This window comes from Legionella sp. ST3F1 (genome assembly GCF_048553315.1).
Lineage (GTDB): Bacteria > Pseudomonadota > Gammaproteobacteria > Legionellales > Legionellaceae > Tatlockia > Tatlockia donaldsonii.
Genome location: NZ_JBLZIO010000001.1, coordinates 72,999 through 86,063, shown reverse-complemented (window position 1 = coordinate 86,063; position 13,065 = coordinate 72,999). Strand labels below are relative to the sequence as shown.

Here is a 13,065-nt window from a genome sequence, read left to right as displayed (position 1 = left end):
TTGATGAATTTTTTTTTGAGAAATATATAGTGAATAGAGAACAGCTTGAACAATGGTGTGAATTTCACCAATCTACCAATGACAGAGAGGTGTTGCGAAAACCCTTGATTATGGGGGTTTTGAATATTACCCCTGATTCTTTTTCGGATGGCGGACAATACTATAACGCACCGGAAAAAGCGGTCGCCCGCGCGCAACAAATGATTGCAGAAGGCGCTGATATTATTGATATCGGGGGGGAATCTTCAAGACCTGGGGCCTTGCCTGTTAGCAGTGCCGAGGAATTGGCAAGGGTGATTCCCTTAATCAAAGCGTTGCGAGCAGAAAGTGATGTGTGTATCTCTATCGATACGACTAAAGCTGACGTTATGGCAAATGCAGTTGCTGCTGGCGCTTCTATGATTAACGATATCAGTGCTTTAGCAGGCGATGAGTCATTGGAAACAGCAGCTGGTTTAGGTGTTCCCGTATGTTTGATGCATATGCAGGGGCGACCCGAAAGTATGCAAAATAATCCCTATTACAGTGGCAGTGTCGTAGATGAGGTGAACTTGTTTTTTCAGCAACGCGTAGAATGTTGTCTAGCTGCTGGAATTAAAACTAAGCACCTTATTCTTGATCCTGGCTTTGGTTTTGGAAAGACGCCTGAGCATAATCTCTTCATGGTTAAACGTCTTGCTGCTTTTAGGCAGCATAACTTGCCTTTGATGCTTGGTGCATCACGCAAAAGCACACTCGGCTATTTGACGGGCAAGCCAGTTGATCAACGTTTGGCCAGTGGCTTGGCAATTGCTCTTTTTGCCATGTTACAAGGGGTTGGAATTATTAGAACCCATGATATTGCTGAAACCTATCAGGCCCTACTAACAATGCAAGCTATTAATCAGGCTGATAAAGAATAACGAAAGAGGAAATACGGATGAATCAACGAAAATATTTTGGTACAGACGGGATTCGAGGACAGGTTGGTTTATCCAATGTTAACCCAGAATTTATGTTGAAGCTGGGATGGGCTGTAGGGCGAGTCCTTGCGAATGGGCAGCGTAAAAAAGTGATTATTGGGAAAGATACGCGTATCTCCGGCTACATGCTTGAATCGGCACTGGAGGCTGGTCTTTCAGCGGCAGGGGTTGATGTTAGCTTGCTAGGGCCAATGCCAACGCCAGCGGTTGCTTACCTGACCCAAACCCTGCGTGCCAATGCGGGAATCGTAATAAGCGCCTCACATAACCTCTTTGAAGATAATGGTATTAAATTCTTTTCCGCTGATGGTAGTAAATTACCGGATGAGGTGGAATTAGCAATTGAAGCTGAAATGGAAAAACCGTTACAAACGGTTGCCTCAGCAAAATTAGGAAAAGCGATGCGTATTAATGATGCGCCTGGCCGCTATATTGAATTTTGTAAATCGACTATCCCTTCATTGACTCGCTTGTCGGGCCTTAAAATAGTGGTGGATTGCGCTAATGGTGCGACTTATCACATTGCTCCCAATGTATTCAGTGAGCTGGGAGCGGAAGTGATTACAATTGGGGATAAACCGGATGGATTTAATATCAATCAGAAATGCGGTTCAACAGAGCCAGAGGCTTTAAAACGGCATGTTTTGGCCAAAGGTGCGGATCTTGGGATTGCTTTAGATGGTGATGGTGATCGACTGATCATGATTGATGCCGCCGGTAATATAATTGATGGTGATCAGGTTATTTATGTTATTGCGAAAGATCGATTTCAAAGAGGATCATTACAAGGTGGTGTTGTTGGGACCTTAATGAGTAATTATGGTTTGGAGAAGGCTATTACAACGATGGGCGTACCCTTTTTGCGTACAAAAGTCGGTGATCGCTATGTGTTAGAAACCCTAAAAAAACAAGAATGGAAAATTGGTGGTGAATCCTCAGGCCATATTGTTTGTCTCGATAAAACAACAACAGGCGATGGTATAATTGCTGCCTTACAAGTCTTGGCCTGTATGGTAAAACAAGAGAAAACCCTGCAACAGTTAGTCGAGGGTGTTCAATTACTTCCGCAATCACTAGTCAATATTAAAACCGAAAAAGCAGTATTACTGGCTGAAGATCCCCGGGTTTTAGAAATTGTTGCTGCTTTAAGCAACCAACTACAAGGTGAAGGACGTGTTTTATTACGTCCCTCAGGAACTGAACCCTTATTACGTGTCATGGTTGAAGGGGTTGATAGTCATCAAGTAAAGTCACAGGCTGAACAATTGAGCGATGAAATTAGGCATATTGAGCAGAAAATTGCTGGTACACCTCTTTGAGTGGGCAAGTCTACTAATCCGAGCAGATTTTAACTGATTTAAGAGGCTAGCAGCGTGTAACGAGTAAAGAATCAACACTGTTTAATAAAAGGCAAATCTAAAGCTAGGATTTCACAGTACTTTGTTGTATATTCCGCACGGTGATTTGGGGGGCAAATGAGGAAAAAAATTGTAGCTGGCAATTGGAAAATGAATGGTCGATGCGATCAGGTAAAATTTCTATTGCAACAATTACTAGCACTTACCCAGGGAGAGGCGTTAGGAGCTCAATGTGTTGTTATGCCACCTGCGATTTACTTGCCATTGGTTAAAGACTATCTGCAGAGCAGCAACATCAGTTGGGGCGCCCAGAATGTTTACCCAAAAGATGCCGGGGCGTTTACCGGGGAATTATCCGGACCTATGCTTGCCGATTATGCCTGCAAATATGTGTTAGTGGGGCATTCAGAGCGTAGACACCTATTTAATGAAGATGAAAAATTTGTTGCAGATAAATTCCACCATGTAAAAGAACATGGTATGATACCGATTCTTTGTGTGGGTGAGACTATCACAGAGCGTGAGCAAGGGCTTACGCAAGAAGTTCTTGCCAAGCAATTACTCGCAGTGACAAGTGTTGGCAAGCGATGTTTTAACGGGTGTGTTGTTGCTTATGAGCCGGTATGGGCAATAGGAACTGGGAAAACAGCTTCGCCCGAGCAGGTGCAGGAAGTGCATTCTGCAATCAGGACCTTGGTCGCTGAATTTGATAGTGATGATGCCAGGCATTTAACCATCGTTTATGGTGGTAGTGTGAATGAAAAAAATGCGCGCTCGCTGTTTGCGATGCCGGATGTTGATGGTGGTTTAGTTGGTGGAGCATCCCTTAATGCCCAACAGTTTGTGGATATCTTGAAATGTATCAATTAATTTTAATGGTTCATGTGCTGGTCGCCCTGGTCTTAATTGGCTTGGTTTTGATCCAGCATGGTAAAGGTGCCGATATCGGTGCAGCATTTGGTTCCGGGGCATCTAATACGGTGTTCGGTAGCCAGGGGACAGGTACTTTTCTGTTCAAATTAACTGGTGGTTTGGCACTGACTTTCTTTGTCACTAGTTTGTCACTGTCATACATGGTGTCAACACAGTATAAAAAAGCGGAACAACAAGTTATCCCTCATCAAACCAGTGTGCCGGAAAATAAAATTCCAGTACCGGTTGATAGCAGTAAGAGCGGAAAATAATAACTAACATGCCGAAGTGGTGGAATTGGTAGACACGCCGTCTTGAGGGGGCGGTGGCGTAAGCCGTGCCGGTTCGAGTCCGGCCTTCGGCACCATTAATCCGAGCAATGCGAAATGATGCTATCACAATACTTACCAGTACTTATTTTTATTATAATCGGGCTTGTTATAGGCCTTGTAATGCTGACCGCGGGTTCTTTGCTTGGTAAGCATAACCCTGACCCTGCCAAAAATTCGCCTTATGAATGCGGATTTGGTGCCTTCGAAAGTTCGCATTTACCCTTTGATGTAAGATTCTATCTAATTGCTATATTATTTATCATATTTGATTTGGAAACTGCTTTTTTCTTTCCTTGGGCCTTGGTGTTGCGCAAGATTGGGTGGTTTGGTTTTTCTGCCATGATGATGTTTCTTGGCCTGTTGGTGATTGGCTTCATCTATGAATGGAAACGGGGCGCGCTTGAATGGGAATGAGTGTTTTCGTTTTGTAGAAAAGCAACATCACGTTATTATTTGTTAACCCAGAATATTTAGAGGCTTGCTATGGCGGTTGCAGAATTGCAAAAAACTGGCTTTGTTACAACCTCGGTGGATAAACTGCTTGGTTGGGCGCGTAGCGGTTCAATGTGGCCTATGACCTTTGGTCTTGCCTGTTGTGCCGTAGAAATGATGCATGTCGGTGCTGCTCGTTATGATTTGGATCGATTTGGCATTATTTTTAGGCCTAGCCCGCGACAATCAGATGTCATGATTGTAGCCGGAACCTTATGTAACAAAATGGCGCCTGCTTTGCGTAAAGTATACGATCAGATGCCAGAGCCTCGATGGGTTATCTCCATGGGCTCTTGCGCAAATGGTGGCGGCTATTATCATTACTCTTATTCGGTAGTGAGAGGTTGTGACCGCATTGTTCCAGTGGATGTCTATGTACCAGGTTGCCCGCCAACTGCCGAAGCGCTTCTCTATGGCATTATTCAGCTACAGAACAAAATCAGGCGCAAACAGATAATTGAGGCTTGAGACCAGCACAGGTGCATATCAGATGACAAAATTAACCGATTTGGCTGAAAAATTAACTTCAGAATTGAATGGCTTGTTTTCTTCGATTAGTGTAGCCAACGATGAAATTACCCTTGAGTGTGAGGTTAGCAAGCTTAAGACGACCTTACAGCAACTATGTATTCATGAATTATTTTTGTTTGATCAACTCATTGATTTGTGCGCTGTAGATTATTTGTCGTACGGCGAATACGATTGGGAGACAGAGTCAGCCACAGAAAGTGGCTTTTCGCGTGGAGTAGAACGGCAGGAAGCAAAAGCTTACGCATTGGCCAAGCCGCGCTTTGCAGTGGTTTACCATTTATTATCGACTAAGAAGAACCACCGAGTGCGCGTAAAAGCCTTTGTTGAGGAATCCCATTTAGTTGTTCCTTCAGTACACGATATTTGGAAGGGGGCAAATTGGTTTGAACGAGAAGCGTATGACTTGTATGGAATTTTATTTGAAAACCACCCTGACCTGAGACGCATTCTTACTGATTATGGATTTATTGGTCATCCCTTCCGTAAAGATTTCCCGCTTAGTGGCCATGTAGAAATGCGTTATGATGCACAGTTGCAAAAAGTAATCTACGAACCAGTAGATATCGAACCAAGAATTTTAGTCCCTAAAGTAATACGAAACGACAATCGCTATCTTGACAAAAACGGAGCGAGCAATGATTGAATTAAAGAATTACACGCTCAATTTTGGTCCACAACATCCGGCAGCTCATGGGGTATTGCGCCTTGTTCTTGAGTTGGAAGGTGAAACCATTACCCGTGCCGATCCCCATATTGGATTGCTGCATCGCGCCACTGAAAAATTGGCTGAAACCAAGCCTTACCTACAAAGTATAGGTTACATGGATAGGCTTGATTATGTTTCCATGATGTGCAACGAACATGCCTATGTTCTTGCTCTGGAAAAACTGCTGGGCATAGATATTCCTTTACGGGCAAAATACATCCGCACTATGTTTGACGAGGTGACCCGTATTTTGAATCATCTGCTCTGGTTAGGAGCGATTGCCTTGGATATTGGCGCCATGACGGTATTTCTCTACTGTTTCCGCGAGCGTGAAGATTTGTTTGACTGCTATGAGGCTGTTTCCGGTGCCCGCATGCATGCTACTTATTATCGTCCCGGTGGTGTAGCACGTGATTTACCAAATACGATGCCAAAGTACAAACCTTCGCGTTGGCATAATGAGCGCGAAGTTGAAAAAATGAATGTCCACCGAGAAGGTAGTTTATTGGATTTCTTGTGGGCTTTTACCGAACGTTTCCCAAAATGTGTTGATGAGTATGAAACTCTGCTTACTGATAACCGTATTTGGAAACAGCGTACAGTTGATATTGGTATTGTTTCACCTGAAGAGGCATTACAATGGGGATTTACTGGACCTATGTTACGCGGTTCCGGTGTGGCGTGGGATCTGCGTAAAAAACAACCTTATGCTGCTTATGATCAGGTAGATTTTGACATTCCGGTAGGTAAAACAGGCGATTGCTATGACCGCTACTTAGTACGAGTAGAAGAATTACGGCAATCAAATAACATTGTCAGGCAGTGCATTGAATGGTTGCGTGATAATCCTGGCCCGGTAAAAATTGATGATAACAAGATTACACCACCAAAGCGTGAAAAGATGAAACATGATATGGAGGCATTGATTCATCATTTTAAACTTTTCACGGAAGGGTTTTGTTTGCCGCAAGGTGAAGTCTATAGTGCGGTTGAGGCTCCCAAAGGTGAATTTGGTATTTATTTGGTGTCAGATGGGGCTAACAAGCCTTACCGCATGAAAATTCGTGCGCCGGGGTTTGCTCATTTATCAAGTTTCGATGCGATGGTGAGAGGGCATATGCTTGCTGATGGAGTCGCGATTCTTGCAAGTCAAGACATTGTATTTGGTGAGATTGACCGATAGATTAATAGACTTCTCTCGAAACACGCTGCATTGAGAGCAGGGGGAGAAGAAATGGCGTGCAGAACAACAGCGAGCATGTGAGTGAATGGGATTCGAGCAAGGTATCGACGAAGCAATGCTCCAATGAAGTAGAGTTTCGAAAGAAGTCTAATGAGCATGGTCTCATTATTAACACATTAAAGGTTAGAAAGAATGTCTGAGAATTCAGCTAAATTACTTCGTCAATTTGTTTCATCTGCGGGTATGGATGAAATTGACCATTGGATCGCCAAGTATCCAGCAGATCAAAGGCAATCTGCTGTGATGCGTGCATTGATGATTGTCCAGGAAGAACAAGGGTCGTTGACTCCTGGTCTCATGGATGCGGTAGCAGATTATTTGGAAATGCCTGCTATTGCAGTTTACGAAGTAGCAAGTTTTTACACGATGTACGAACTAAAACCCACGGGACGGCATTTGGTAAATGTCTGCACCAATATTTCATGCAAACTGTGTGGTTCAGCAACGGTTGTGGAGCATTTGCAGAAAAAGCTGGGGATTAAGTTGGGTGAAACGACTGCTGATGGTCGATACACGTTAAGGTCAGTTGAATGCCTTGGTGCCTGTGTAAATGCGCCAATGATGCAGGTAGATAAAGATTATCACGAGAATCTGACCACTGATAAAATTGATAAAGTCTTGGAACAATACCAATGAATGATAGAGGTGGTTGTCATGGTTGAACAAAATCAAGTCTGTTACCGTACTTTCCATTTGCAAGAACCATGGACTTTGGCTGCCTATCAAAGTATCGGCGGTTATAGTGCATGGCGGCGTATTCTGAAAGAACAGACACCGCCGCAACAGATCATCGATGAATTAAAAACGTCTGCTTTACGTGGTCGTGGTGGTGCAGGATTTCCCACCGGCCTGAAGTGGAGTTTTATGAATCGTAACGCGCAGATCCAAAAATACGTGGTATGCAATTCGGATGAGGGAGAGCCGGGTACGTGTAAGGATCGTGAGATTTTAAGCCGTAACCCGCATCAATTAATCGAAGGAATGGCTATTGCAGGCTATGTAATGGGTGCTACCGTAGGTTACAACTACATTCGCGGTGAGTTCTGGGAGCCTTTCCTAAAAACGGAATCCGCACTGAAAGAGGCTTATGCCGCAGGTTTATTAGGTAAGAATATTTTAGGTTCAGGCGTTGATTTTGATCTTTATAATCACCTGGGCGCCGGTGCTTATATTTGTGGGGAAGAAACCGCTTTATTGAATTCCCTGGAAGGTAAAAAAGGACAGCCCCGATTTAAACCGCCTTTCCCAGCCAACTATGGTCTTTATGGTAAGCCCACAACGATTAATAATACAGAAACATTCGCTTCTGTTCCTGTCATTATGGAAAAAGGGGGCGAGTGGTTTCTCCAGTTAGGTAAACCTAATAACGGCGGCGCAAAGTGTTTCAGCGTGAGCGGTCATGTTAACAAGCCAGCAAATTTCGAAATACCTTTAGGTACTCCATTTAAAACTTTATTGGAATTGGCAGGCGGTGTCCGTGAAGGGAGAAAAATCAAAGCAGTCATCCCTGGTGGAACATCTATGCCAGTATTACCAGGCGACGTTATGATGAACCTGGATATGGATTATGACAGCATCCAAAAAGCGGGTTCAGGTTTGGGTTCGGGTGCAGTCATCGTAATGGATGAGACCACCTGTATGGTCGATGCACTTTATCGTATTTCCGAATTCTATATGGACGAATCCTGTGGACAATGTACACCCTGCCGAGAAGGGACCGGTTGGCTGGTTCGCTTAATCCACCGAATCAAAGAAGGACACGGTGAACCAGGTGATATTGAAAAGCTGGTAAACGTTGCCGACAAAATTGAAGGTCGTACTATCTGTGCACTTGGCGAAGCGGCAGCATGGCCGGTACAAAGTTTCGTAAAGCATTTTTATCATGAATTTGATTATTTCATTAAGCATAAACGCTCGGTCGTCGCAGCATAATTGAAGAAGGTTTAAACAATGGCCACCATTGAAATTGACGGTAAAACATTTGAAGTCGAAAACGGTAAAATGATCATCGAGGTTGCTGATGAGGCGGGAATCTATATTCCCCGTTTCTGCTACCACAAGAAATTATCAGTAGCAGCCAACTGCCGTATGTGTTTAGTCCAAGTCGAAAATGGACGTAAACCAGTACCTGCTTGTGCGACGCCGATTACTAACGGCATGAAGGTGTTTACAAAATCCGAAGAGGCTATCCGTTCGCAAGAAGCGGTAATGGAGTTTTTGTTGATCAACCATCCCCTGGATTGTCCTATCTGCGATCAGGGTGGCGAGTGCGAATTACAAGATATCTCCATGGGATTTGGTTATGATGCATCCGAATATGAAGAAACCAAGCGTTCTGTCGTCGACGATGATTTGGGTTCATTGATAGCTACCGAAATGACTCGCTGTATCCATTGTACTCGCTGCGTACGCTTTGGGGATGAAGTTGCTGGAGTCCCTGAGTTGGGTGCGACAGGTCGCGGTGAAAAAATGCAGATTGGCACCTACATTCAACACAGCCTGGTTTCAGAGGTGTCTGGCAATGTTATTGATCTTTGCCCAGTAGGAGCATTGACTTCCAAACCCTACCGCTTTACTGCCAGAGCCTGGGAAATGACTCAGCACGATAGCTTGGCTCCACACGATTGTTTAGGCTCAAATGTTTATTTGCATGTCCGACGCGAAGAGTTAATGCGCGCAGTGCCTAAAGAAAACGAAGCGATTAATGAAACCTGGATATCTGATAGAGACCGATTTAGCTATTTAGGGCTGAACAGCGAAGCACGTGCAAGCCAGCCGATGATTAAAAGAAACGGTCAATGGGAAACGGTAGATTGGCAAACAGCACTTAAATTTACTGCTGAAGGAATAAGTCGCGTTATTAAACAGCACGGTCCAGAGCAGTTTGCTGCCTTCGCATCACCCTCCTCCAGTTTGGAGGAGCTTTATCTGTTGCAAAAATTCATGCGGGAATTAGGGGTTAACAATTTAGACCATCGTCTCCAACAAACCGATTTCCGTGATCAAAACAATCAAGGAACGATGCCTACCAGTTCTTTGAAATATGCTGAGTTGGAAAACCAGCAGACTATTTTGTTGCTGGGTTGTAACATTCATCGGGAAGTACCACTTGCTGGTATTCGGGCACGTAAGGCTTTCCGAAATGGAGCAAAATTATTTGCTATCAATCCAGTTGATTATGATTACCATTTTGATCTCGCCGGTAAAGCGATTGTTTCTCCACAGGAAATGCCTATGCAACTTGCCAAATTGGTATTGGCAATGACTGAAGACGTTAAAAAATTACCGGAAGACGTACAGAAACTACTGCTTGGCTTAGAAATTGATGAGACAACGAAGGCAATGGCTAAAGCACTGAGCCAACCCAAGGCTGCCATAATCACCGGTGCATTATGTGAAAATCACCCTGATGCCTCTTTGCTACGCACATTGGTTTATTTGCTTGAAGAAAACGGTGGTGTCAGCGTTTTAAGGCTTACCCAGGGGGCAAATAGCGCAGGTGCATGTCTCGCAGGAATGTTACCGCACCGTACTGTTGCCGGAAAAACTGTAGAGACTAGTGGCATGGATGTGCAAGCTGCACTGGATGCCAAATTAAAAGGATATTTTTTACTTGCAGTTGAGCCTGGATTTGATTTTGCTAATCCTTATCGTGCCAGGCAGTCTATGCTTGGTGCTGAATTTGTAGTGATGCTTTCGGCATTCCAAAATGAGTCCATGCAAGATTACGCAGATGTCATTTTGCCAATGGCACCTTATGCTGAAACGTCTGGTACTTACATTAATGTTGATAAATTATGGCAAACCGTAAAGGGTGCAAAGTCGCCACATGGTGAAGCCCGACCAGCCTGGAAAATTTTACGTGTACTTGCAAATTTATTGCAATGCAAAGATTTCCAGCAGGTTTCCTCTGAGGAAGTATTAGCAGAAATAAAATCATTGGCAGGAATGGTTGCGGAAATCAAATATCAACCGTACTATCCGGAGTCGCTGCCTGTGATCAATAAACAGTTGGTGCGTGTGGGAGAATGGCCTTTATATCGCTGTGACAGCATCGTGCGTCATGCACAGGCACTGCAGTTATGTGCAGCATCTGAATCGGCCTGCATAAGAATTCATCCAACGACTGCTAACAGATTGAAATTAGATGAGGTTGCCACTGTATCTCAAGGTGATATTGAGATAACATTGCCGCTTAAACGTGACGAGCGCATGGCACCCGATGTTGTATGGGTAGCAAACGCAATGCCGGAAACAGCAGATTTAGGGCACTCTTTTGCTGCAATAACTATCAAGCGCTAAACAGGTAAAAATATGCTACAAGATATCGGCATTTTGCTCTGGATCATTATCAAGATCCTGGTTATAGTGATTCCACTCCTTATTGGAGTGGCGTATTTAACCTATGCTGAACGCAAGGTAATCGGTTATATTCAGGTTCGTATAGGACCCAATCGTGTTGGTATATTGGGGTTACTGCAGCCTTTTGCTGATCTCTTCAAGCTAATCACTAAGGAAGTTATTGTTCCCAGCAGATCAAATAAATACCTGTTTGTGATAGCACCTCTCTTTGCACTTGCTCCTGCTTTGGCAGGCTGGGCTGTTATCCCTTTTTCGCAGGGAATTGTTTTAGCAAATGTTAATGCTGGTGTTTTATATCTCTTTGCCCTAAGTTCCCTTGGTGTTTACGGAGTATTGATAGCCGGTTGGGCTTCAAACTCAAAATATGCCATGTTTGGTTCGCTGCGTAGTGCGGCGCAAACAGTATCTTATGAGATTGCCATGGGATTTGCTTTTGTTGGCGTATTGCTGGCAGCTGGCAGCATGAATCTAAGTGAGATTGTTCTATCCCAACGCGGCGGCATTTGGCATTGGTGGTTCTTACCTTTACTGCCCTTATTCATTGTTTTTTGGATTGCGGGGATCGCCGAAACAAACAGAGCACCTTTTGATTTGGCAGAAGGGGAATCAGAAATCGTGGCTGGTTTCCATGTGGAATATTCAGGAATTGGCTTTGCCTTGTTCTTTCTTTCCGAATATGCAAGCATGATTTTACTTTCTACCGTCATGGCTATTTTATTTTTGGGTGGTTGGTTATCACCTTTTGAAGGAATGCCGGTCCTTGGTGACATTTTCTTTTTTGTCCCCGGTTTTGTTTGGTTACTCGCTAAAATTTCATTCTTTCTTTTTGTTTATTTATGGGTCCGCGCCACTTTCCCACGTTATCGCTATGATCAACTTATGCGTTTAGGATGGAAAGTTTTGATCCCGGTGACCATTGTATGGGTTATTGTTACGGCCCTAATGGTTGTAGCTGAACTTAAACCTTGGTTTTAACCAGTCAACTGAGCAAACGAATGAAACAAGTATATCGCTATATCAGACATTATATTCGTAGCTTCCTGCTTCTGGAATTACTATCCGGTTTGAAGCTAACAGGGAAATATTTTTTTAAAAAGAAAGTGACCGTACAATTCCCTGAGGAACAGACACCGCTGTCTCCCCGTTTTCGCGGCTTGTTGGCATTACGGCGGTATCCAAATGGGGAAGAAAGGTGCATAGCCTGCAAATTATGTGAAGCAGTTTGTCCTGCTCTTGCTATTACCATTGAATCAGAACCACGAGAGGATGGATCTCGTCGGACTACCCGCTACGATATTGATATGTTTAAATGTATCAATTGCGGTTTGTGCGAGGAATCCTGTCCCGTCGATTCAATCGTGGTAACACCGATCCATCATTATCATATTAGTGAGCGTGGTCAGAATATTATGACGAAAGAGAAACTGCTTGCAGTGGGCAGCCTAATGGAAAAGAAATTGGCCGCAGACAGAGACGCTGATAAAGAATGGCGCTAATGGGGTAAAAAATGCATCAATTATTTTTAGACATAGTTTTCTACGTATTTGCAGGGTTGTCGATACTATCCGCCCTGATGGTTATTACACAAAATAATCCTGTACGCTGCGTCTTGTTTTTGGTCTTGACCTTTTTTGCAAGCTCTGTACTTTGGATACTCGTTGAAGCAGAGTTTTTAGCACTTATACTTGTCTTGGTTTATGTTGGTGCTGTGATGACCCTGTTTTTATTCGTGGTCATGATGCTTAATATTGATACAGAGTCGATGAAAGCACATTTTGTTCGCTATCTGCCCTTTGGTTTGATTTTGGTTGCGTTGCTGACAGGGTTGCTCCTGGTTGCTGTCCCTGAAGACACCTTTAAAACCGACGTTGAACAACCTGCACTGATGAGTGCACAAACAGGCTCAAGCACAACAATAGATGAGAGTAATGGCGTTGAGCCAGCGAAAGCATTATCCAATACTGAAAAAATAGGAATGGTGCTTTACACCGATTATGTTTTTGCATTTGAAATTGCCGCGGTTCTACTTTTAGTGGCGATCATTTCTGCAATTACTTTGGCGCATCGGGGAGCGATTCGTTCTAAACGACAGAATATTGTTGGGCAGATTATGACTCGTCGCGAGGATAGGGTCAAACTTGTCAAAATGAAGCCCGAGAAATAAACA

At 43.8% G+C, this 13,065-nt stretch carries 14 protein-coding genes and 1 tRNA gene; all 15 read left to right on the top strand.

Annotated elements, in window-relative coordinates:
• Window positions 1-29 precede the first annotated feature (29 nt).
• Entirely contained in the window at window positions 30-902 is an 873-nt protein-coding gene (gene folP / locus ACN4Z1_RS00435) for a dihydropteroate synthase (protein WP_370634579.1), read from the top strand.
• Between the two features lie 17 nt (window positions 903-919).
• The gene (gene glmM / locus ACN4Z1_RS00430) at window positions 920-2,281 is read left to right on the top strand and encodes a phosphoglucosamine mutase (RefSeq protein ID WP_115220150.1); all 1,362 of its coding nucleotides are present in this window, start codon (window positions 920-922) and stop codon (window positions 2,279-2,281) included.
• 156 nt (window positions 2,282-2,437) lie between these two features.
• Window positions 2,438-3,190, top strand: coding sequence for a triose-phosphate isomerase (gene tpiA / locus ACN4Z1_RS00425; protein ID WP_228363682.1), 753 nt, complete (start codon window positions 2,438-2,440; stop codon window positions 3,188-3,190).
• Window positions 3,178-3,504 (top strand): preprotein translocase subunit SecG, encoded by a 327-nt coding sequence (gene secG, locus ACN4Z1_RS00420; protein WP_115220152.1) that lies wholly within the window; start codon window positions 3,178-3,180, stop codon window positions 3,502-3,504. Before tpiA ends, secG begins: the two co-directional genes overlap by 13 nt.
• Before the next feature lie 10 nt (window positions 3,505-3,514).
• Window positions 3,515-3,599, top strand: a tRNA-Leu gene (locus ACN4Z1_RS00415).
• Window positions 3,600-3,621: 22 nt separating this feature from the next.
• Entirely contained in the window at window positions 3,622-3,978 is a 357-nt protein-coding gene (locus tag ACN4Z1_RS00410) for an NADH-quinone oxidoreductase subunit A (protein WP_115220153.1), read from the top strand.
• A gap of 69 nt (window positions 3,979-4,047) precedes the next feature.
• The gene (locus tag ACN4Z1_RS00405; RefSeq protein ID WP_019215905.1) at window positions 4,048-4,524 is read left to right on the top strand and encodes a NuoB/complex I 20 kDa subunit family protein; all 477 of its coding nucleotides are present in this window, start codon (window positions 4,048-4,050) and stop codon (window positions 4,522-4,524) included.
• A 22-nt stretch (window positions 4,525-4,546) separates the two neighbouring features.
• A complete protein-coding gene (locus ACN4Z1_RS00400) occupies window positions 4,547-5,230 on the top strand; it encodes an NADH-quinone oxidoreductase subunit C (protein WP_228363683.1) in 684 nt (227 codons plus the stop codon).
• A complete protein-coding gene (locus ACN4Z1_RS00395; RefSeq protein WP_115220155.1) occupies window positions 5,223-6,476 on the top strand; it encodes an NADH-quinone oxidoreductase subunit D in 1,254 nt (417 codons plus the stop codon). Before ACN4Z1_RS00400 ends, ACN4Z1_RS00395 begins: the two co-directional genes overlap by 8 nt.
• A 192-nt stretch (window positions 6,477-6,668) precedes the next feature.
• Window positions 6,669-7,172 (top strand): NADH-quinone oxidoreductase subunit NuoE, encoded by a 504-nt coding sequence (nuoE, locus tag ACN4Z1_RS00390; protein ID WP_115220156.1) that lies wholly within the window; start codon window positions 6,669-6,671, stop codon window positions 7,170-7,172.
• Between the two features lie 18 nt (window positions 7,173-7,190).
• Entirely contained in the window at window positions 7,191-8,468 is a 1,278-nt protein-coding gene (nuoF, locus tag ACN4Z1_RS00385) for an NADH-quinone oxidoreductase subunit NuoF (RefSeq protein WP_115222614.1), read from the top strand.
• An 18-nt stretch (window positions 8,469-8,486) separates the two neighbouring features.
• On the top strand, window positions 8,487-10,838 hold the full coding sequence (gene nuoG / locus ACN4Z1_RS00380) for an NADH-quinone oxidoreductase subunit NuoG (RefSeq protein ID WP_228363684.1): 2,352 nt from the start codon (window positions 8,487-8,489) through the stop codon (window positions 10,836-10,838).
• A 12-nt stretch (window positions 10,839-10,850) separates the two neighbouring features.
• The gene (nuoH, locus tag ACN4Z1_RS00375) at window positions 10,851-11,873 is read left to right on the top strand and encodes an NADH-quinone oxidoreductase subunit NuoH (RefSeq protein WP_115220158.1); all 1,023 of its coding nucleotides are present in this window, start codon (window positions 10,851-10,853) and stop codon (window positions 11,871-11,873) included.
• A 20-nt stretch (window positions 11,874-11,893) separates the two neighbouring features.
• Window positions 11,894-12,394 carry an NADH-quinone oxidoreductase subunit NuoI gene (gene nuoI / locus ACN4Z1_RS00370; RefSeq protein ID WP_115220159.1) on the top strand — a complete coding sequence of 167 codons (501 nt, stop codon included), beginning with the start codon at window positions 11,894-11,896 and terminating at the stop codon, window positions 12,392-12,394.
• Between the two features lie 11 nt (window positions 12,395-12,405).
• Complete coding sequence (locus ACN4Z1_RS00365) at window positions 12,406-13,062, top strand: NADH-quinone oxidoreductase subunit J (protein ID WP_115220160.1); 657 nt, start codon at window positions 12,406-12,408, stop codon at window positions 13,060-13,062.
• The last annotated feature ends 3 nt before the right edge of the window (window positions 13,063-13,065 follow it).

Excerpts from the sequence above, each read along its gene's own strand:
- glmM (WP_115220150.1), top strand. The coding sequence starts at position 920 with ATGAATCAACGAAAATATTTTGGTACAGACGGGATTCGAGGACAGGTT.
- tpiA (WP_228363682.1), top strand. The coding sequence starts at position 2,438 with ATGAGGAAAAAAATTGTAGCTGGCAATTGGAAAATGAATGGTCGATGC.
- secG (WP_115220152.1), top strand. The coding sequence starts at position 3,178 with ATGTATCAATTAATTTTAATGGTTCATGTGCTGGTCGCCCTGGTCTTA.
- ACN4Z1_RS00410 (WP_115220153.1), top strand. The coding sequence starts at position 3,622 with ATGCTATCACAATACTTACCAGTACTTATTTTTATTATAATCGGGCTT.
- ACN4Z1_RS00405 (WP_019215905.1), top strand. The coding sequence starts at position 4,048 with ATGGCGGTTGCAGAATTGCAAAAAACTGGCTTTGTTACAACCTCGGTG.
- ACN4Z1_RS00400 (WP_228363683.1), top strand. The coding sequence starts at position 4,547 with ATGACAAAATTAACCGATTTGGCTGAAAAATTAACTTCAGAATTGAAT.
- ACN4Z1_RS00395 (WP_115220155.1), top strand. The coding sequence starts at position 5,223 with ATGATTGAATTAAAGAATTACACGCTCAATTTTGGTCCACAACATCCG.
- nuoE (WP_115220156.1), top strand. The coding sequence starts at position 6,669 with ATGTCTGAGAATTCAGCTAAATTACTTCGTCAATTTGTTTCATCTGCG.
- nuoF (WP_115222614.1), top strand. The coding sequence starts at position 7,191 with ATGGTTGAACAAAATCAAGTCTGTTACCGTACTTTCCATTTGCAAGAA.
- nuoG (WP_228363684.1), top strand. The coding sequence starts at position 8,487 with ATGGCCACCATTGAAATTGACGGTAAAACATTTGAAGTCGAAAACGGT.
- nuoH (WP_115220158.1), top strand. The coding sequence starts at position 10,851 with ATGCTACAAGATATCGGCATTTTGCTCTGGATCATTATCAAGATCCTG.
- nuoI (WP_115220159.1), top strand. The coding sequence starts at position 11,894 with ATGAAACAAGTATATCGCTATATCAGACATTATATTCGTAGCTTCCTG.
- ACN4Z1_RS00365 (WP_115220160.1), top strand. The coding sequence starts at position 12,406 with ATGCATCAATTATTTTTAGACATAGTTTTCTACGTATTTGCAGGGTTG.